Source organism: Leucobacter sp. MMO-125 (genome assembly GCF_037148395.1).
In the GTDB taxonomy this organism is placed as follows: Bacteria; Actinomycetota; Actinomycetes; order Actinomycetales; family Microbacteriaceae; genus Leucobacter.
This window is the reverse complement of sequence record NZ_JBBCTL010000002.1, coordinates 47,430-65,069: the sequence shown is the minus strand read 5'-3', so window position 1 is coordinate 65,069 and position 17,640 is coordinate 47,430. Positions and strand designations below refer to the sequence as shown.

Below are 17,640 nucleotides of genomic sequence, written 5' to 3'. Positions count from 1 at the left end.
ACTCCGCTCACAGCCCGGTCGGGGAGCGTGATTCCCGTGACTTGTCCACAGATGCGGGGATGGGAGCCCGGAGCCGCTTGCGGGCCCGCATTCTGGAGCCATGACTCATTCCATGCGACCCGATGATCCCCGCCTCAACCGTCACCGCGTGTTCGCGAGCGACGCCGATCTGCACGAGCTGATCGAGTTACTGCTGGCCCGCGCCAACCGTCGCCAGCTGTGGTTGTTCGCCTTTGACGCAGGGCATCGGCAGACCGGGCCGCTGATGCCGATCGAGGACCTCCCCGACAGCCCAGACGAACTCGTTGACACCGAAGACCTGGGGCTCGTGTCGGTTTCGCGGGTGCTTGCCGATCGCGCCGCGAAGATCTGCGATGTGCTCGATGCAGCTGCGGTAGTTCTGGTGTGGGAGCGCCGCGGCAGCGAGCGCTTCGACGCGCAAGATCTGGTGTGGGCCAGGGCGCTCGCGCACGAGGCCGCGCAGCAGGGCATCCGGCTGCGCACGCAGTTTGTGCTCTACGACGAGGGCGTGCGGCAGCTGACACCAGACGACTACGCGTAGGGGCGGTGTGCTGGCAGGTCGATCGGCGCACCCCGGCAGCACGCCCGGCGTTCCGCGCTTGGCGTCCTGATTTGGAGTTGTGGTCGCCGATCGGGTAAAGTTATCTCTCGGTGCTGATCTCCCCGGAGTTCAGATTTCCGCCTTGGGATATGGTGTAATTGGCAACACTACGGTTTCTGGTACCGTCATTCTAGGTTCGAGTCCTGGTATCCCAGCCACTACAGCCCCGGTCTTCTGCGAAGACCGGGGCTGTTTCTGTGTGAGAGGTTCGCTCGCCCATCCCCGGTGCGGCCTGGCCCACTCGCCGCCCCGAGTCCACGCACCCACGATCCGCCCCCGATGGCTTCGAGGGCACCTGTGTGGTGCGGGTCATGAATCACGGAGCCGAGGCGCGGTTGTGGCCGCGCCTCGGGGACCGCCTCAAGGGTGCTACGAGCTGCGGTTCATGCGAGACACTCGGCGTGCACGCTGCTTGGCAATCCGATTGGTTTTCCGTCGTTTCAGGTAATCGGCGACAGGATCCTGATCCGCATCCCAATTGCGTTCCGTGATCGTATTCACCATTGAGCTGAGGGCAGCCGCGATCGGCACCGCGAACAGCGCCCCCGCGATGCCCCCGACCATCAAACCCGTGGCGACGGCGAGCACAACGGCGAGCGGGTGCACGCTCACCGCGTGACCGATGATCAGCGGCTGCAAGACGTGGCTCTCGATCTGGTGCACGAGAATCACAATGATCAGCATGATGACCGCGTTCACGGGGCCGTTGTAAATGAGCGAGATGAACACCGCCACCGCACCCGTGGCGATTGCGCCGATGAACGGCAGAAACGAGCCGAAGAACACGAGCACGGCAATGGCGAAGGGGAGCGGCACCCCGAGCAGCACCGCACCCAGCCCGATACCGACCGCGTTGATAATCGCGACGAAGAAGATCTGCACCCGCACGAACTGGCCGACCGACACCCAGCCGGCCCGCCCTGCGGCGTCGACCGCGGCGTGCGCGCGCTTCGGCAGGAAGCCCAACACCCAGTACCAGACTCGCTGGCCGTCGAGCAGGAGGAAGATCAGCGAGAAGATCACCAGCAGGGTGCCCGTCAGCAGGTGACCGGCCGTGCTGGTGAACTGCAGAGCACCCGTCAGGATCTCGTTCTGGTGGGAGGTGATAGTGGCAACGATCTGCTGCATGAAGTGATCAATTTGATCGCTGTTCAGGCTGAACGGGGGCTGCTCGATCCCGTGCAAGAACTGCTGCCAAGCGGTCTGCGACCGCGCGGCCACGTCGCCCAGGCCGTTGCGCAGCTGGGTCACGATGAGATTGACGAGGAGGCTGATCGCCGCAATAAGCGTGAGCAGCGCCGTAGCGACTCCGAGCCCCTTCGGCAGCCCCCGCCGTTCGAAGAACGCCACAATCGGGTAGAGCAGCGCCGTGAGCAGGATCGCGATGACGAGCGGAATCACTACCGTGTGCAACACCATGATCAGCCAGACGACCACCGCAATAGCCAGGGCGATCACCACCAACCGCCAACTCCAGGCTGCTGCCACGCGGATGCCGAGCGGCAGCTCGTTCGCCGCGTTTTGAGGGGGAGGAACGTCGGTGCGCGGGGCTGCCCCGGCGCTGGGGGCCTGCGGGCTGCTCTGGTCAGTCATGGTGACAGCATATTTCGCTGAGGCCAACTGTGCGCCCCAGGCCGCGGCCCCATAGTCTGAGGGGATGACTGCAACGCTCGTGGCGCACGGTATCGCGGGCGGCCACGCCCATCGCACCCTCTTCGACGGGCTCGACCTCACTGTCGCGCCGGGCGACGTGGTGGGCGTCGTGGGCGTGAACGGGGCTGGCAAGTCCACCCTGCTGCGCATCCTCGCCGGAGAATTGCAGCCGCAGACCGGCGAGATCCACCTGGCTCCCGGCGACGCCTTCGTCGGCTGGCTGCCGCAGGAGCACGAGCGCATTGCGGGCGAGACCGTCGCCGAATATGTCGCGCGTCGCACCGGGTGCGCCCGTGCGACCGCCGACATGGATGCCGCGGCCCTCGCTCTCGCCGAGCCGAACCCGCCGTCGGGCAGCCCCGACCCGAATGAGGTGTACGCAGCCGCGCTCGATCGTTGGCTTGCGAGCGGTGCCGCAGACCTCGAAGAGCGGCTGCCCGCGGTGCTCGCCGAACTCGGGCTCAACACCGCGAGCGCGACCGGCACGGCACCCGACACCCGAGGAGACGCCGCGACAGCCCCAAGCGCCGGTGCCGCCGCCGCCGTCTCGGGATACACGCTCATGACCTCGCTCTCCGGCGGGCAGGCAGCCCGCGTGGGTCTCGCCGCGCTGCTGCTCTCGCGCTTCGATATCGTGCTGCTCGACGAACCGACGAACGACCTCGATCTCGACGGGCTCGAACGGCTCGAGCGATTCGTGGGCGGCCTGCGCGGCGGCGTGGTGCTGGTGAGTCACGACCGCGAGTTTCTGGCCCGCTGCGTTACGCAAGTGCTTGAACTCGATCTCGCGCAGCGCAGCAATCGTGTGTTCGGCGGCGGCTACGAGTCGTACCTTGAGGAGCGTGCCATCGCGCGGCAGTATCGGCGCGACGACTACGACGAGTTCGCGAAGAAGAAGGCCGATCTGGTGGCTCGGGCTCGCACGCAGCGCGAGTGGTCGAGTCAGGGCACCCGCAACGCAATTCGCAAAGCTCCCGATAATGACAAGATCAAGCGCAAAGCCGCCGCGGAGTCGAGTGAGAAGCAGGCGCAGAAGGTGCGCCAGATGGAGAGCCGCATTCGCCGGCTCGAAGAGGTCGAAGAGCCGCGCAAGGAGTGGCAGCTCGAGTTCACAATCGGCTCGGCACCGCGCTCGAGCGCGGTGGTGGCGACGCTCAACGAGGCCGTGGTGACGCAGGGCGACTTCGTGCTCGGGCCCGTCTCGGTGCAGTTGAATGCGGCGGATCGCGTGGGCATCACCGGCCCCAACGGTGCCGGCAAGTCGACGCTGTTGCGCACGCTGCTGGGGAAGCGAGCACCGGATTCGGGCTCGGCCGCTCTCGGCGCCTCGGTCGCGATCGGCGAAATCGATCAGGCGCGCTCGCTCTTCGCGGATGAGCTGCCGCTGGCCGAAGCCTTCGAGCGGCAGCACCCGGACATGGCGAGCGCCGAGGTGCGTACGCTGCTCGCGAAGTTCGGGCTGAAAGCCGACCACGTGTTGCGACCCGGTGCTGAGCTCTCACCGGGGGAGCGCACCCGCGCGGGCATGGCGCTGCTGCAGGCGCGAGGAGTGAACGTGCTCGTGCTCGACGAGCCCACGAACCACCTCGATTTGGCGGCTATCGAGCAGCTCGAACAGGCGCTCGACAGCTATGAGGGCGCGCTGTTGCTCGTCACCCACGATCGGCGCATGCTGGAGAACGTGCGCCTCGACAGGCACTGGCGCATCGAAGCGGGCCGCCTGACCGAGACGTAGTGGCTCTGCGGCACGGCAGATCCGCGCCGGCGACCGCACAGCGCCACTTCGCGCAGAAACCTTGCAGCTTGCGCAGCGCCGTGAGCGTGGATCGCGAGGCGTGCTCGCCTGACTCGCGCGCGCTGTCGCGGATCCGGCGGCAGCAAGGCCCGCAGCCGGGGTGATGTGCGACGCGTGCGGAGTCTTCTAGTGTTGGTTGTTTGGGGTGGCCCAGCGCGGGTGCCGCACTCGCGCGCACGGAATCTGAAGGAGCACAGCATGGGTGTGTCGAAGAAGAGCATCTTCGCGATGGTGGCGGTCAGTGCGATCGCCGTGTTCGGGCTCGGAGGCGTGACGCTCGCGGTGAGCCCAGCGTCAGCGACGCCACCCGAACCTGCCCCCGTGTGCGTGCCCGAGCCGAACGGTGAGCAGCTGCGGTGTTCGGTGAGTTACGTCTTCACCGGTGCGCCGCAGACCTTCACGGTGCCCGCCAATGTCACCTCGGTGGACCTCGAACTCGTCGGCGGGAACGGCGGTGGGCAGTGGGCGAACACCGACCCCACGCTCATCGGCAGCGGAGCCCGGGTCACGGGGACGCTCCCCGGGCTGGTCGCGGGCGAGACCCTGACCGTCGTTGTCGGCGGAAACGGCCGAGTGAAAACGGATAGCAGTCAGTCCGAGAACAGCGGCTACAACGGTGGTGGGAACGGCACCGGACTCTGGTGGGTCGCCGGCGGTGGCGGGGCCACCGACGTGCGCCAGTATGGAAACAATCTCCTGGCACGTGTTGCGGTCGCCGGCGGCGGCGGCGGCGGTGTGATGACGGACGCCTCCGCCAGGGTCATCGCATCAGGCGGGGACGCGGGTGAGGCTGGCAGCGTTCCCCAGGCCGGGTGCGATGCCGCTCAGCCGGGAACGAGCGCGGTCGGTGGCTCCGGTGGCACGTGTGGATCGGCAACGCCGGGAACGGCCGGTACGCTCGGCGTCGGGGGTAACGGTGGTGACCGCCAAGGTGCGGGGAACTATCTCGGCGGTGGCGGTGGCGGTGGTGGCTACTACGGCGGCGGTGGCGGCGTCGGTGCGATCAACGGCCAGAGCTTCAACGGCTCCGGAGCCGGCGGCTCCTCCCTCGTGCCGGCGGGCGGAAGCGTTGCGCCCAGCGGTCGCGCCGCGCCGAGCGCAACCGTGAGCTATCTGATCGACATTGGGACCATCACCGTGACCCCGGTTGCGACGACCGCGCTCACCCAGGCCGCGTTCAGCGCATCGACGACCGGTCCGAGCAGCGAAACGATCGACCTGACCAGCCTCATGTCCGTGACCGGCGCCGGTCTCAGCTGCACTGGCAACGCATGCACCGCCGCGCTGGCCGGCTCCTTCCCCGTGAGCATCACCTTCGGAACGGGCAGCCGCTCCGCGACGAGCACCTTCACAGCGAGCAAGGTCGCGCAGACCATCGCCTTCAGCGGTGGATCCTTCACTGCAGGCACCCCATACGCCCTGAACGGATCGGCGACGAGCGGGCTTGGCCTGAGCTATGCGGTGCGCTCCGGTTCCTGCACCGTCTCCGGGGGCGTGCTCACCGCGAGCGCAGGCGGCACCTGCGAGGTCGAGGCCACGCAAGCCGGGAACGGGACCTACCTCGCGGCGACCCCTGTGGCCGCGTCCTTCACCGTCGCGCCGGCGCCGAAGCCCGCGCCGAAGCCCGAACCCACCCCGAGCGACCCGAAGGCCGGCCCGGCTGGGCAGCAGGGCGTGCTGGCGAAGACCGGGGTCGAAGCGGCGACGCCGGCACTGCTCGGGGGAGCGCTCGCACTGCTCGTTGGCGGAGCGGCGCTGCTGATCCGCCGGGCCAGAAGGAGTGCCTGATCGGCCTCGCTGACAGAATCCTCAGGGATCATCGGATGAAGCGTGGAAGAGCGTACAATTGACGTGTGAGCGTCACTGACCAACCCGACGAGAGCCACTCCTCGGACTTCATCTTCATCTGCCCGAGCTATCTCGAGTGCGTGCTCGCGGCGGGGGATGCGGGTGATCTCGATGCGCTGCGCGAGTGGTGCGCGGCGCTGCCGAAGAAGAGCTACGGTCGGGTGTTCGTCGAGGTCAGCTCCCCGGACCAGATCCAGCCGATCGAGGCCCCGCCGGGTGTGGGCATCACCTGGCTCGTGCAGCGTTCGCACGATGCGCTCAGCGGGGAACTACTGATGAGCGCCGCCAACGCCTGGCTCGATGAGTGGGTGCGCGCCGATCCGCTCAGCGGGCGCTACGTGCACCTCTGGGCCGGTGCGCGCGACAGCCACGAGGTGACCGAGCAGTGGGATCGCATCCGTGCTGAGCTCGCCGAGATCTGGGCCGCAGCAGCGGAATACCGCGAGCAGCACGCCTAGCGCGCCCGGGGGCTATGCCTTCTGAGTTTCTGGGGCAGTCGCCTTAACGACGCGCACCCGGTCGGAGCCGTGCAGCTCCGACCGGGTGCGCGTTGCCCCCCGGGGTACCTCACACCATGACGTGCGATGCCAGGAACCAGCGATCCTTGTCGAGCTGCTGTGCGAGCGCGATCACGATGTCCTGGCTGGTCGGGTCGATCTCCTCGAGCCCCGAGACAGCCGCATACACAGTGGCGAGCACCGCATCGAGTTCGGCTACGACCTCGCGGATCGTGGCGTCGGACTGCTGAAACCCCTCGCTCGGCTCGGGCAGCGTCGCCTTCTTCGCGACGGTACCGATGCGGGCGTCGACGGGGAGGCCCAGAGCAACGATCCGCTCCGCAACCTCATCAGCGCCGTCCTGCGCGTGCGCGACGACCTCATCGAGAAACTCGTGCACGCCGATGAAGTTCGCGCCGCGCACATGCCAGTGGGCCTGCTTGCCGTTGACCGCGAGCGCGACCAGATCGCGCACAACGGGCGCGAGGTAGTGCTCCACACCGACTGACCTGTCGAGGTCTTCTTTCGAGATGACGACCGACTTGCTCTTGGCTTGGACCATGATGATGTTCGCCCCTTCACTCTGATGCTCGGGCCGGTTCGACCCGGTGCTGTCTACTGTGAACCTATTCGGGGTAATCTGCAAGCAAGGAGAGGCAAGCCTCACCCGCCGTGCGCCCGCCGTGTGTGCCTCCGTGCCGCACCCCGCCGAAAGGCGAAAATCACATGGCGGATCGTGGTGCTTCCTGCGAAATCCGCCTTTGGTGAGGGTGGGCGGGGGTGGAAGGCCGGAGGGGGCGAAGCCGCGGGATCCGCAATCCTGAGAGCGGGTGCGGCAAGCCTCGCTAGCCTCGGAGCCAACCCGCGCACCCCGAAGGAGTGGACCATGTGCCGTTGGCTTGCCTATCTCGGATCGCCGATCCCGCTCGAAGACGTGCTCGTGCGTCCCAACCACTCGCTCATCGACCAGAGCCTGCTGGCGCGGGACCTGTATCTGCCGCACGACCCGCGCGCCGCGCAGTTCCGCCGCAGCGCATTCCCCACGAACGGCGACGGTTTCGGTGTGGCCTGGCGGGGCCGCGGCGGCACCATCGGCCAATACCGTCAGATCGAGCCGGCCTGGGATAGTCAGAACCTGCGGCACCTCGCCGCGCAGATCGAGTCGGGCTGCTTCCTCGCGCATGTGCGGGCGGCCCCCGGCGGCACGATCGCCGAGCAGAACTGCCACCCCTTCGTGCACGGCGGGTGGATGTTTCAACACAACGGCGAGATCAACGGATTCAGTGCCCTGAAACGCGAATTGACCCTCGACGTCGACCCGGGGCTCTACCCGTCGATCCTCGGCAACTCCGACTCCGAAGCCTGCTTCTATCTCGCACTCAGCTTCGGGCTCGCCGAAGACCCTGTAGGGGCGCTCACCCGCATGGTGGCGCGGGTGGAGCAAGCGAGGCGGGATCGCGGGGTCACAGCGCCCTTCCGCGCCACGATGTGCGCCTCCGACGGTGCGCAACTCGTGGTGCTGCGCTGGGTGAGCCCCGATGTGGCGGGGGCGCAGGCGCCAACGCTATTCCACTCGGCGGGAGCCACGGCGTTGCGCACCATCGACGGGGGAGAGGACCGACTGCCACCGGACGCCCAGCTGATCGTTTCGGAACCCCTCGAACTGCACTGGAGCGCCCACACCTGGCAGGAGGTCGCAGCGGGCACCATCGGGGTGTTTCGGCCCGGCGAGGCGCCGGTGTTCACCTCGATCGATCTGGCGGTCTGAGCGGCCCTCGGCTCTGCCTCTGCGGGAGACCTTGGGGCAGCCGGAAGCTTCAGGGGCCCGGCTGCAGGTCTGGCCCACAGTTGTGGCCGGGCTCGCGCACCGGATCCGCCGCGAATGGTGAGCGCGCAGCCACCCGCCGCACCTCGGTGATCGTTCGCGGGTGGGCGAGGATACGGAAGTGTCCGCCGGTTTCGACGCGCACATTGCGGGCGCCCGAGAGTTCGCTGCCCTCGGGGATATGCGGGTCGAAGCCCGGAAACACTGACACGATGCGCGAGTTCACGCCGAGGGTGCTGGCAAGCTGCGACAGCGTGGCATCGCGCGGCGAGAACGCGCGCAGTGTCGAACCGAGTAGGAAGCGCGCGTAGCGGGATCCGCCGAAGGGTGTCGCAATTGCGACCAAGGCGTTCACTCGCGGGGCCGACGCCCCGAACGACATCAGGTGCTTGCCGATCAGGCCGCCTTTGCTGTGTGCGACGATCACCACGCCGCGCAGATCCCGCTCCGCGAGGTACTCGTCGACGAGCCGCGCTCCTTCGGTGACGGGCACTCGGTTGCCTCGCAGCGGAGTCACCACATGCACCGGGTGGCCTCGAAGATGCAAATCGCGGATCAGCGGGAGCATGAAACGCCACGACTCGTAGACGCCCGGGATCACCAGAACCGGCGTCCCGCTGCCCGTGTTGCAGGCGCGCGGATCCGCCCGAGAGCAGATCGCGGCCAGTTGCCGCCAGCCAGCGTAGAGGTAGTCGGCGAGCCACCAGGCGGCCTGGTTGATGAGCGGCGTGCGCTTCCCACCCACCCGGGGGCTCTGTTGCTTGCGGGCCATGCCTCCATGATGGTCAGCGGATCACGCCACCCGCAGCCCTTTGACAGCAACGCGAGGCCTGCGGTAGGTGGGGATGAGATGAGACGCCGCCGGATCGGCGCGCTACTCGTGAGGCTGCGGCGCGCCCCGCAGCTGCTCGATCTCGGAAAGCACATTGCGGCGGGCGCGCTGCTCCCAGAGCTGCTGCGCGGTGCCGGTGCGGTAGATCGTGGGCTGCTGCAGGTAGCTGCTCAGGATGCGGGATCGGCCCGATGCAAAGTCGGGCTCGGAGACGTGCGCGTATTCAAGTCGCACGGCTTGTACGTACTGCTGGTAGCGGTGGGGCGCGGCGGCGAAGATCGAGAGGTCCGCGTCGAGTAGATGGGCGAGCGGGGTAGCCGGATCCAGAACCTCGCGAGCAGGGGTGGTTGCGACAATGTGCGCACCCACCCGCGCAACCAGCGCGGCATCAAGGGAGAACTGTGCGAGCGTGCTCGTGGCGAGCTGGGCAGATGCGAGCTCGTCGTCGCCGGTGCCCGTGTACACCGCATCGTGAAACCAGGCCGCCAGCAGCGTCTCCGCCGCCACCCGCTCGCCGCGCGTCGCGAGGTGATCGAGCGCGAGCAGAACATCTTCAAGGTGCCGCTCATCGTGATAGCTGCGGTGCGCCTCGTTCCAGCGGGCAATGAGGGTGTCACCGAGGTGCCACCAGCTGTCCTGCGCACCCCGTGCGGCACCCGCACCGACACGCTCCCCAAGGCTCGCCCACTCCGAAACAAGAAACTGCCGACGGCGCACGGGTGTCACAGATTGCCGATCAGCCTGCCGCACTCTCAGCCCCGCACCACGCAGGGCGTGCACGACGTCTCTCGCGGCGACGGGCCGCGCGCCGAGCGCTACCGCCCGCTCATACAGGGAGGCGGGCACGTCGTAGTGGTCGAGGTCGAAGCCGCGCCTGGGCACGCCCAGCTTGCGCGCGAAGGCGTGCAGCTCGTCGTAGCCGGAGTCGGAGACCAGGTGGCTCCAGAGCGTGCCGTGCGCCGGCCATGCGGGCGGGTCGATGAGGATCGCCATTCCCTCAGGGTACCGCCGCGGTGAGGCGGTGGTGGGAGAGGGCTGAGCCCCGCCAGGTAGGGTGATCGCATGACAACGACGTCGAAGACTCTCGTTACTGGATCAACGGTGCTCATCACGGGTGCTGCCCGCGGCATGGGCGAGCTCTACGCGCGCCGCGCCGTGAAGGAGGGTGCTGCGGCACTTGCGCTGTGGGATGTGGATCGGGATCGCGCGGAGGAGCTTGCCGCAGAACTCGACGGCCCGCGCTGCCGCGTGCGCGCCTATGTGGTGGATGTATCGGACAGGGAAGCGATTCGCGAGGCTGCACAGCGCACGGCTGATGAGTTGGGGGCGCCTGATGTGGTGATCAACAATGCCGGTATCGTGCGCGGCGCGCTGTTCTGGGAGCATGATCCGGAGCGAGACATCGAACTCACGATGCGCGTGAACTCCTTGGCTCCGATGTGGCTCACCCGTGAGCTGCTGCCCGCGATGCTCGCCGACACCTCTCGCCCGAAGCGCATCCTCAATGTCGCTTCTGCGGCAGGCACGCTTGCGAACCCGCGTATGAGCGTCTACGCGGCATCGAAGTGGGCGATGATCGGCTGGAGCGAGTCGCTGCGGTTGGAGTTAGCGCGTGACGGCCATGACCACGTCGCCGTCACCACGTTCTGCCCGAGCTACATTTCGACGGGCATGTTTGCGGGGGCTCGCGGGCCGCTGCTCACCCCGATCATGACCCCGGCGCGGGCTGCGCGGGCTGCGTGGGAAGGGATGCTGGCGCGCCGCCCGATTGTGTCGAAACCGTGGACGGTGAAGCTGGCCATGGCACTGCGTGGGGTGCTGCCGACGCGCGTGTGGGATGTGATCGCGGATCGGGTGTTCCACGTCTATTCGTCGATGGATCGCTTCACCGGTCGGGGCTGACTGGCCGCCGCCACAGCAATCAGCTCAGAGCGGGAGGGGCCGCCCGCGCAGCTGAATGCGACCTGGGTACGGGGGAGTCTTTGCCCTGTCTTTCTGACCGGATCGGTGCGAACCTGAGGTTATGGGTCAACTCATTTACGACGGGACCAAGTACACGTTCGAGGATCGCCTGCTTGCTCATGTGAAATTCGCGGTCGGGTCGAGGCTGCGCAAACAGGAGAGCTTCTTTCTGAGCTGGAGCTGCTCTCCCGAGGAGGGGTCGGGGCGCAATTCGATCTGGCTGTCCCCTGCCTGCCCACTCACGTTCCGCTTTTCTGGCAGCCGTGCCCCGCTGATCAACAAGACCTGGCTGTCGGTGCTGTCCGGCACCTCTCACGGCGGCCGCGGCATGATCATCATGGGCGAACAAGAAGCCGAGAGTTACGCGGCCAAGCACCCAGCTCCGTTCTGATGCGGATCGCGTTACGCTGATCGGTGGGGCACTCGCCCCACCGATGGAACGGAGCCCCCGCAGTGCCTGTACCCGAGAGAGCTGCGGCCCTGAGACAGGCACTGCGTGCCGAAGAAGCCTCTGATCGTTTGCAGGCGGCGCTGACCGCGGGCACTCACCCTGATGCGAGCTATCTTGAGCCGCTTGTTGCGCGCTGCGCTGTCGAACCTGACTTTTATGTACGCGACATGCTGACCTGGGCGTTGACTCGCTTGCCCCGCGACGCGGTGTTCGATCGCCTCCTTGCAGAGCTGTCGGCCGAGGTGCCGCAAGCGCGCAGCCAGGCGCTGCACACGCTGTCAAAGCTTGGCGATCCCCGGGCTTGGCCTGCGATCACCGCCGAGCATCTGCATGATCCCGACCCGGAGGTGGCTCGGGCGGCTTGGCGCACTGCTGCGGGTCTCGCCCCTTACGAGGCGCACTCGGCCCTCGCGGGGGAGCTGGTACTTGAGCTTGGGCGGGGTGATATCGAGGTCATGCGTAGTCTCAGCCGCGCGCTCGTAGAGCTTGGCGAGGCGGCGATTGCGCCCGTGCGAGGCGCTGATGATGGCTCTGCGTTGCAGCGGGCGCGCCACGCGCGAGCCACGCTGCGTTTGATCGAGGATCCTGAGGCGACGTTCACGCTCGATGGTGTGTGAGGGGCGGATCCGCGGTCAGTAGTGGGCTGGCGGATCACTGGCGGGGAACGATTCTTCGCCCCACTCGTCTACGAGGTCTTCCTGGCTTTGGTGCGTGGCTTGCGAGGTGCCGGGCCGTTCTGCAATGTCGTCTGGCGTTGTGTGTGGTTGCTGCGTGTCTGATCGCTGTGTTGTGGGAACTGTTGCCGCGGGGTCGAGATCGGGGTCGGTGTCACGGGCGGCTGCCGCCGAATGTGCGGCTCCATCCGCCCCGTGCTCCGGTCCGAAGGTGCGGCGGTCCTCACGGAATGCCCGTTCACGCGCGTACTCGTGCACCTCCCCGAACACGGCAGCCTGCTGCTGCGCGCGCGCCCCGAGCTCGGCGAAGATTTCTGGGTCGAGTCCCAGTTCCTCGGCGAGTTCGCCGAGGGTTTGCCAGACGCCGAGTTTGCCGATCACAGCGCTGCGCATCAGCTCGGCTTCGAGCAAGAGGGTGAGCGGCGAGCGAGCGAGCACCCGTCCGTTGCCCTTGAGGCGGCCCAGGTGTTCGCCGGCCCAGGCAACGGCTTGGCGATAGCCGCGTCTGGGCAGACCGAGGTCGTCGATGATCTGCTGCAGGAAGGCGCGCTCCAAGCGTATCTCCTCGGCCGTCTCTGAGAGTCGAGCGTAGACCGGGGTGTCGATCGCAGAGGCTGCCAGGCGCTCGGCGCGGTCGGCGCCTGCGGTGGCGCCACTCAGGTGGTCTGACAGGTAGAGCCCGAGTAGTTGTTCCGAGATGCGGTCGGAGATCTGTGCGCTGGGCTGGTCGGCGTCGACCGGCCGATCTTGCGGCCCGGCCTTGGCACTGTTGCCGAGATCGGTGTGCTTGGGGCTGAGTGGTCGCAGGGGGATGGATTCGCCTCCCTGCCCCTCGATGATGCCTCGCAGTAGGATGCGCAGCGCGTCCGCTGCGCTGTAGTGGGGCTGCCAGTCGAGCTGTGCTTTGGCGCGGGTGTTGTCCACTATGGGCACGGCCATCGCCATGTCGATCCACCCCGGGTCGGCGGCAATGAGGCCGGTTTTGTGACCGCCGAAGAGCAAAGCCCGGACGAGCCGTGGCGGCAGCTCGACGTAGCGGCCGTGGTCGATGATGTCGGCGAGATCTTGGGGGCTGAGCACGTCATCGGCGCAGATGTTGAACGCGCCGCTGGCGCCCTGCACGACTGCCGCGACATAGGCGCGAGCCAGATCGTCGGCGTGTACCGCTTGCACCCCGTGCAGGCCGCGTGGGAGGGGCAGGGCCGGCGGTTTTGCACTGTCGAGCAGTTGCACAGGCATCCAAGCACCCAGGAACGAGCGCTGGATCGCTGAGGCAGCATCTTCTTGGAACACGAGCGCTGGGCGCAGCCGCGCAACGGTTACCTCGGGGTGCGCTGCGGCGAAGTCATCGAGCACGCGTTCCTGCGCCGCCTTGTCCACGCTGTAGTGGGAGGTGCGCACGCCCGCGACGGGCCAGCTCTCGTCGCGCCTTTCGAGGGTGAGATTCCGGTCTGGGTCCGGGGCGTATGCGCCCACTGAGGATGCGACGACCAGTTGCCGCACCCCGGCCGCGGCTGCGGCGCCGGCCACGCGATCTGTGCCGTCGACGTTGACGCGGCGCAGCAGATTGCGCTCGGAGTTCGGCTGGATCAGCCAGGCCAGGTGGATCACCGCGTCGGCGCCCGCGAAGGCTGCTTCGAGTGCGCGGGAGGCTTCGCCGGCTGAGCTGCCGGCAGCGATGTCGATTGTGGCCCACTCGCAGCCCGCATAGGGTTCGGCTTCGGCGTCGGGCATACGGCGGGCGATGCCGATCACGGAACTCACTTCGGGAGCGTCCGCGAGGGCCTTGAGTACGGCGGTTCCGGTGTTGCCGGTCGCACCAACGACTGCTACTCGCATGAGGGCCTCCTGGCGGGTTGGGAGTGGGATGAACGGAAGGGGCGACGGCGCCGCTCAAGGAGACGGGGTGCCCCCGTTGACATTGAGTGTCTCGCCGATCACATAGCTCGACTCGGGCGAGGTGAGGAACACGTAGGCCGGCGCGAGCTCGGTCGGCTGACCGGCGCGGCCGAGCGGAGTGTCTTTGCCGAACTCGGGCAAGGCCTCCTTCGGCTGGCCGCCGGAGACCTGTAGCGGCGTCCAGATCGGCCCGGGGGCGACGGCGTTGACTCGAATGCCCTTGGGCGCGAGTGCCTGCCCCAGGCCTTTCGAGAAGTTGTTGATGGCCGCCTTCGTCGAGGCGTAGTCGAGCAGGTGGGTAGAGGGCTTGTAGGCCTGAATTGACGTGGTGTTGACGATGGTCGAGCCCGGCGGCATATGCGGCACCGCGGCGCGGCTGATGCGATACATCGCGTGGATATTGGTCTCGTAGGTGCTGCTCCACTGTTCGTCGCTGAGCTCGGCGAAGTCCTCGATCGCGATCTGTCGTCCGGCATTGTTAACGAGCGCGTCGAGGCCGCCGAGCTGTGAGACGGCTTCGGCAACGAGCTGCTCACAGAAGTCGCGATCCGAGATATCGCCAGGAATCAGGATCGCGCGTTGCCCGGCTTCTTCGATGACCGCCTTGATCTCTTGCGCGTCGGGCTCTTCGGCGGGCAGATAGGAGAGTGCGACGTCGGCGCCCTCGCGGGCGAAAGCGATGGCGACCGCGGCGCCGATCCCGGAGTCCGCGCCGGTGATGAGGGCCCGGCGCCCCTGCAGGCGGCCGGTGCCGCGGTAACTGTGCTGGCCGCGATCGGTCTGAGGCACGAGCTCCTGGTCGAGCCCGGGTTCTGGCTGATCCTGCTCGGGCGGCGAGATCCGGGGGAAACGGGTGACGGGGTTCTGAAACGTGAGCTGGTCGGTGTGCATGTCATTGGACACAGGTGCCTCCTTCGGTCGATGCAGATGGTCGGGGTGGATGGGGGCAGGTGCACTCAGATCAGCGGATCGAGCACCACCTTGATGCAGCGCTCGGTCTTCTGCTGGAGCATCGCATAGGCCTCGGGGGCGGCGGCGAGCGGCACTCGATGCGTGACGAGGTCGTCGGAGCCGCGGATCGCAGTGGAGGTGACCTCGATGATGGCGTCATCGGGATACTGCAGTGATGGATCAGGCACTGTCTCTACGGTGACGTTTCGCGTGCCTTGCCAGGTGAGGGCTCGCACGATCGCTCCTTCCGTCGCTGGTGGGCGCTGACTCACCTTCCATGCTTCCCGCCGCGGGTGCGTGCAACAAGGGCCTGGTAATCACAGGCCGCTTGCCGTATCGTCCGGGCGCGGGGCTTTCGCGCACGGGGCGGCCCCGCCCGCACTCAGCGCGTGCGCTGCAGCAGCATCTCGGCGGGGTGTTCGTCGAATTCGGTGCGGTAGGCCACGGTGAAGCGCGACACGTTCGTGAACCCCCAGCGCTGCGCGATTCCTGCGAGCGTGTCGCCCGGTACGGCGCGCAGCAGTTCGCCGCGGGCTCCGGCGAGGCGCGCTCGCCGCAGGTAGTCGCGCGGTGAGAAGCCGAGCGCGCGCTTGAATGCGTATTGCAGGCCTCGCGTGGAGATGCGTGCAGCGATGGCGACGTCGTCAACGGTGATCGGCAGGTGGGCGTGCGCGTCGATGTAAGAGAGCGCTAGTCGCACAGTTTTCGGTGCGGACCCGGTCTGGGCGGTGCGCTGCATTGCGTCCGAGAGGGTGCTGGGGAAGGTGGTGAGCACGGTCCAGAGTGCGTGCCGTTCGAGTCCTGCAGTGGCGAGTTCGGCTCCTGAGCCGGGGCCTGCGCTGCCGAGCGCCATGAGGCCGGAGGCGAGGTAGCGGAACGCGAGATCCCACTGCTGCCCGGATTCGGTGCTGATGGTTTCAGGATCTTTCACTTCGAGTCGGAGGGTGTCGTCGCCTGAGATCTGGCGCGCGAGCTGTTCCGCGTGCGTGCGTTCAAAGGCGAGCGCGCGCACGGTTGCCCGGTCTTCCCAACGTGCCCTGATTGGCTGCCCGGCGGAAGCCCAGGGTTCGTCTGGGCGCAGTTCGCGTCTGTCGCTTTCGCAGCCGCCGTCGCCGGTGGTGACGCGGCAGCTGAAGAGTTGGTCTTCGGGTTCGATCGAGGAGCGTACGCCGGCCGCAAGTTCGTAACGGATGACGGAGAGCGCGGGCGTTGACACCGAAACCCAGTCGAATTCGCAGCGGGTCTCGTCAACCTGTTTGAGTTCGGAGGAGGGTGCAAAGGTGTTCCATGTTTCGACGACCTCTGCGGCATCGGTCGACCTGAATTTGAGAATCTGTGGGCTATCACGCACTGAGGATCGGGTTGACCTTTCACGCTTCGGCGCACCGATGCGCGCGTCACTGAAGCCTAGCCCGGAGGAGTGTGCCATGTACAGCAACGCTCCGGTAGTGCGGTTGCAGGATGCGAACAATTGCTGCGCGGCGTGTCAGCCGTTGGGCTGTGTCGGCGGGGTGGTGGGGTGCTGTTTGATTGCTGCTGGAACAATACGCCTATGGGGTATTTGATTCACGGGGGGAACACGTATGAGTTCGAGGATCGGGTGCTGGCGCACCTGAAAACGGTAATCGGGCAGAAGCTGCGCAAGCAGGAGTGCTTTTTCCTGAGCTGGACGAAGTCACCTGAGACCGGCAGTGGCCGGGTGTCGGTGTGGTTGTCGCCACAGATCGCGATCGCGTTCAGGTTCTCGGGGAGCCGCCCGCCGCAGCTCAACCCTGACTGGCTGAAGGCCCTCACAGCACTGGCGCATACGCCGCGGGGACTGGTCGTTATGTCGGAGGATGAAGCTGAAAGCTACGCGCGTCGTCAGCCTGTGAAGATCTGACCTGGGGGGAGCGGATCTCGGGGGACGAGACCCGCAGCATCTGGGCGGCGAGGGGGTGTTTGCCCTGCGTGGGCAGGCATCCCCTCAGGAATCTGGTTGAAGCTCAATGTTCAGCTGAGCGCCGTTCCAAGAAGACCGTATCCCGCCATCGACCGGCTTTCGGGCCGTAAGTCATGCGCGCGATGCGTTCACGGGTTCCGACCACCCGGAACCCGTGTCTTTCGTGCAGTCGGATACTGGTGGCGTGTCCGGTCTGGATGCCGTCTACGTAGATCGACTTGACCTCTGGCCAGTCGCCTCTGCGCATGGTTCGGATGGTGACGTCTGTCATGGGATCGCGAGGTGCCCGACTGCTGTGAGCAATGCTCCCGGGGTGGCTGCGTAATAGGCCCATCGACCGCGCTGTTCGCGGGTAACGAGGCCTGCGTCGACGAGAATTTTCATATGGTGCGAGACCGTCGGCTGGGAGAGCTTGACGGGAGCCGTGAGGTCGCACACGCACATCTCCCCGGACGGGGAGGCTGCGATGAGAGAGAACAGCTTGACCCTGGTGGGGTCTCCCAGCGCTTTGAATACTCGTGCGAGAACTGCTGCCTGGTCATCGTCGAGTGGCGTCTCGTTGGGAGCGCAGCACTCAGCGCTGGAGGTTTCTGTGGGAGACGGGTGGGCCATGATTCCATTCTGCCGCACATATTGACACATGTCGATGCATGCTGAACCATGGGTTGCATAGATATTTATCGATATGT

General features: G+C 66.9%; 17 protein-coding genes, 1 tRNA gene and 1 pseudogene. 10 read left to right on the top strand and 9 right to left on the bottom strand.

The annotated features are described in order from the left end of the window. The first annotated feature begins 100 nt into the window (after positions 1-100). Together WFI54_RS05145 and WFI54_RS05140 are read left to right on the top strand one after the other, a co-directional pair. The gene (locus WFI54_RS05145) at positions 101-562 is read left to right on the top strand and encodes a hypothetical protein (RefSeq protein ID WP_336651721.1); all 462 of its coding nucleotides are present in this window, start codon (positions 101-103) and stop codon (positions 560-562) included. A 143-nt stretch (positions 563-705) separates the two neighbouring features. Further along, positions 706-780, top strand: a tRNA-Gln gene (locus tag WFI54_RS05140). A gap of 211 nt (positions 781-991) precedes the next feature. On the opposite strand, the gene WFI54_RS05135 is transcribed toward WFI54_RS05140, so the two are convergent. Continuing rightward, a complete protein-coding gene (locus WFI54_RS05135; protein WP_336651720.1) occupies positions 992-2,215 on the bottom strand; it encodes an AI-2E family transporter in 1,224 nt (407 codons plus the stop codon). Between the two features lie 64 nt (positions 2,216-2,279). Here WFI54_RS05135 and WFI54_RS05130 point away from each other — a divergent pair, with 64 nt between their 5' ends. From WFI54_RS05130 to WFI54_RS05120, 3 genes are all read left to right on the top strand, one after another. Continuing rightward, positions 2,280-4,010: an ABC-F family ATP-binding cassette domain-containing protein gene (locus tag WFI54_RS05130; RefSeq protein WP_336651719.1), complete on the top strand. Its 1,731-nt coding sequence runs from the start codon at positions 2,280-2,282 to the stop codon at positions 4,008-4,010. Between the two features lie 258 nt (positions 4,011-4,268). Continuing rightward, complete coding sequence (locus WFI54_RS05125; RefSeq protein ID WP_336651718.1) at positions 4,269-5,858, top strand: glycine-rich protein; 1,590 nt, start codon at positions 4,269-4,271, stop codon at positions 5,856-5,858. 65 nt (positions 5,859-5,923) lie between these two features. Further along, positions 5,924-6,376 carry an SIP domain-containing protein gene (locus WFI54_RS05120; RefSeq protein ID WP_336651717.1) on the top strand — a complete coding sequence of 151 codons (453 nt, stop codon included), beginning with the start codon at positions 5,924-5,926 and terminating at the stop codon, positions 6,374-6,376. A gap of 109 nt (positions 6,377-6,485) precedes the next feature. Here WFI54_RS05120 and WFI54_RS05115 read toward each other — a convergent pair whose 3' ends face one another. Then, positions 6,486-6,977 (bottom strand): Dps family protein, encoded by a 492-nt coding sequence (locus WFI54_RS05115; protein WP_336651716.1) that lies wholly within the window; start codon positions 6,975-6,977, stop codon positions 6,486-6,488. 324 nt (positions 6,978-7,301) lie between these two features. On the opposite strand from WFI54_RS05115, the gene WFI54_RS05110 reads away from it, so the two are divergent. Continuing rightward, positions 7,302-8,183 carry a class II glutamine amidotransferase gene (locus WFI54_RS05110; RefSeq protein ID WP_336651715.1) on the top strand — a complete coding sequence of 294 codons (882 nt, stop codon included), beginning with the start codon at positions 7,302-7,304 and terminating at the stop codon, positions 8,181-8,183. A 49-nt stretch (positions 8,184-8,232) separates the two neighbouring features. On the opposite strand, the gene WFI54_RS05105 is transcribed toward WFI54_RS05110, so the two are convergent. Together WFI54_RS05105 and WFI54_RS05100 are read right to left on the bottom strand one after the other, a co-directional pair. Further along, positions 8,233-9,012 (bottom strand): esterase/lipase family protein, encoded by a 780-nt coding sequence (locus WFI54_RS05105; RefSeq protein ID WP_336651714.1) that lies wholly within the window; start codon positions 9,010-9,012, stop codon positions 8,233-8,235. 102 nt (positions 9,013-9,114) lie between these two features. Beyond that, entirely contained in the window at positions 9,115-10,065 is a 951-nt protein-coding gene (locus WFI54_RS05100; protein ID WP_336651713.1) for a DUF4031 domain-containing protein, read from the bottom strand. Between the two features lie 69 nt (positions 10,066-10,134). On the opposite strand from WFI54_RS05100, the gene WFI54_RS05095 reads away from it, so the two are divergent. The 3 genes from WFI54_RS05095 (at position 10,135) to WFI54_RS05085 (ending at position 12,102) form a co-directional block, all read left to right on the top strand. Further along, a complete protein-coding gene (locus tag WFI54_RS05095; protein ID WP_336651712.1) occupies positions 10,135-10,974 on the top strand; it encodes an SDR family NAD(P)-dependent oxidoreductase in 840 nt (279 codons plus the stop codon). Between the two features lie 121 nt (positions 10,975-11,095). Beyond that, the gene (locus WFI54_RS05090) at positions 11,096-11,425 is read left to right on the top strand and encodes a DUF7882 family protein (protein ID WP_336651711.1); all 330 of its coding nucleotides are present in this window, start codon (positions 11,096-11,098) and stop codon (positions 11,423-11,425) included. Between the two features lie 62 nt (positions 11,426-11,487). Beyond that, a complete protein-coding gene (locus WFI54_RS05085; protein WP_336651710.1) occupies positions 11,488-12,102 on the top strand; it encodes a HEAT repeat domain-containing protein in 615 nt (204 codons plus the stop codon). A 15-nt stretch (positions 12,103-12,117) separates the two neighbouring features. Here WFI54_RS05085 and WFI54_RS05080 read toward each other — a convergent pair whose 3' ends face one another. The 4 genes and pseudogenes from WFI54_RS05080 to WFI54_RS05065 all read right to left on the bottom strand — a co-directional run bounded on the left by WFI54_RS05080 (position 12,118) and on the right by WFI54_RS05065 (position 16,360). After that, positions 12,118-13,998 carry an NAD-dependent epimerase/dehydratase family protein gene (locus WFI54_RS05080; RefSeq protein ID WP_336651709.1) on the bottom strand — a complete coding sequence of 627 codons (1,881 nt, stop codon included), beginning with the start codon at positions 13,996-13,998 and terminating at the stop codon, positions 12,118-12,120. Positions 13,999-14,052: 54 nt separating this feature from the next. Then, a complete protein-coding gene (locus WFI54_RS05075; RefSeq protein WP_336652195.1) occupies positions 14,053-14,949 on the bottom strand; it encodes an SDR family oxidoreductase in 897 nt (298 codons plus the stop codon). 173 nt (positions 14,950-15,122) lie between these two features. Then, positions 15,123-15,245 (bottom strand): annotated as a pseudogene (locus tag WFI54_RS05070) (glutathione-dependent formaldehyde dehydrogenase); the annotation flags it as partial. Between the two features lie 146 nt (positions 15,246-15,391). Continuing rightward, positions 15,392-16,360 (bottom strand): helix-turn-helix domain-containing protein, encoded by a 969-nt coding sequence (locus tag WFI54_RS05065; RefSeq protein ID WP_336651708.1) that lies wholly within the window; start codon positions 16,358-16,360, stop codon positions 15,392-15,394. A gap of 201 nt (positions 16,361-16,561) precedes the next feature. On the opposite strand from WFI54_RS05065, the gene WFI54_RS05060 reads away from it, so the two are divergent. Continuing rightward, positions 16,562-16,891 carry a DUF7882 family protein gene (locus tag WFI54_RS05060; RefSeq protein WP_336651707.1) on the top strand — a complete coding sequence of 110 codons (330 nt, stop codon included), beginning with the start codon at positions 16,562-16,564 and terminating at the stop codon, positions 16,889-16,891. A 327-nt stretch (positions 16,892-17,218) separates the two neighbouring features. Here the strand turns inward: WFI54_RS05060 and WFI54_RS05050 are convergent, their stop codons facing one another. After that, positions 17,219-17,563 carry an ArsR/SmtB family transcription factor gene (locus tag WFI54_RS05050; protein WP_336651706.1) on the bottom strand — a complete coding sequence of 115 codons (345 nt, stop codon included), beginning with the start codon at positions 17,561-17,563 and terminating at the stop codon, positions 17,219-17,221. Positions 17,564-17,640 lie beyond the last annotated feature (77 nt).

Coding starts and splice junctions, on each gene's coding strand:
- WFI54_RS05145 (WP_336651721.1), top strand. CDS start 101: ATGACTCATTCCATGCGACCCGATGATCCCCGCCTCAACCGTCACCGC.
- WFI54_RS05135 (WP_336651720.1), bottom strand. CDS start 2,215: ATGACTGACCAGAGCAGCCCGCAGGCCCCCAGCGCCGGGGCAGCCCCG.
- WFI54_RS05130 (WP_336651719.1), top strand. CDS start 2,280: ATGACTGCAACGCTCGTGGCGCACGGTATCGCGGGCGGCCACGCCCAT.
- WFI54_RS05125 (WP_336651718.1), top strand. CDS start 4,269: ATGGGTGTGTCGAAGAAGAGCATCTTCGCGATGGTGGCGGTCAGTGCG.
- WFI54_RS05115 (WP_336651716.1), bottom strand. CDS start 6,977: ATGGTCCAAGCCAAGAGCAAGTCGGTCGTCATCTCGAAAGAAGACCTC.
- WFI54_RS05110 (WP_336651715.1), top strand. CDS start 7,302: ATGTGCCGTTGGCTTGCCTATCTCGGATCGCCGATCCCGCTCGAAGAC.
- WFI54_RS05105 (WP_336651714.1), bottom strand. CDS start 9,012: ATGGCCCGCAAGCAACAGAGCCCCCGGGTGGGTGGGAAGCGCACGCCG.
- WFI54_RS05100 (WP_336651713.1), bottom strand. CDS start 10,065: ATGGCGATCCTCATCGACCCGCCCGCATGGCCGGCGCACGGCACGCTC.
- WFI54_RS05095 (WP_336651712.1), top strand. CDS start 10,135: ATGACAACGACGTCGAAGACTCTCGTTACTGGATCAACGGTGCTCATC.
- WFI54_RS05090 (WP_336651711.1), top strand. CDS start 11,096: ATGGGTCAACTCATTTACGACGGGACCAAGTACACGTTCGAGGATCGC.
- WFI54_RS05080 (WP_336651709.1), bottom strand. CDS start 13,998: ATGCGAGTAGCAGTCGTTGGTGCGACCGGCAACACCGGAACCGCCGTA.
- WFI54_RS05075 (WP_336652195.1), bottom strand. CDS start 14,949: ATGCACACCGACCAGCTCACGTTTCAGAACCCCGTCACCCGTTTCCCC.
- WFI54_RS05060 (WP_336651707.1), top strand. CDS start 16,562: ATGGGGTATTTGATTCACGGGGGGAACACGTATGAGTTCGAGGATCGG.
- WFI54_RS05050 (WP_336651706.1), bottom strand. CDS start 17,563: ATGGCCCACCCGTCTCCCACAGAAACCTCCAGCGCTGAGTGCTGCGCT.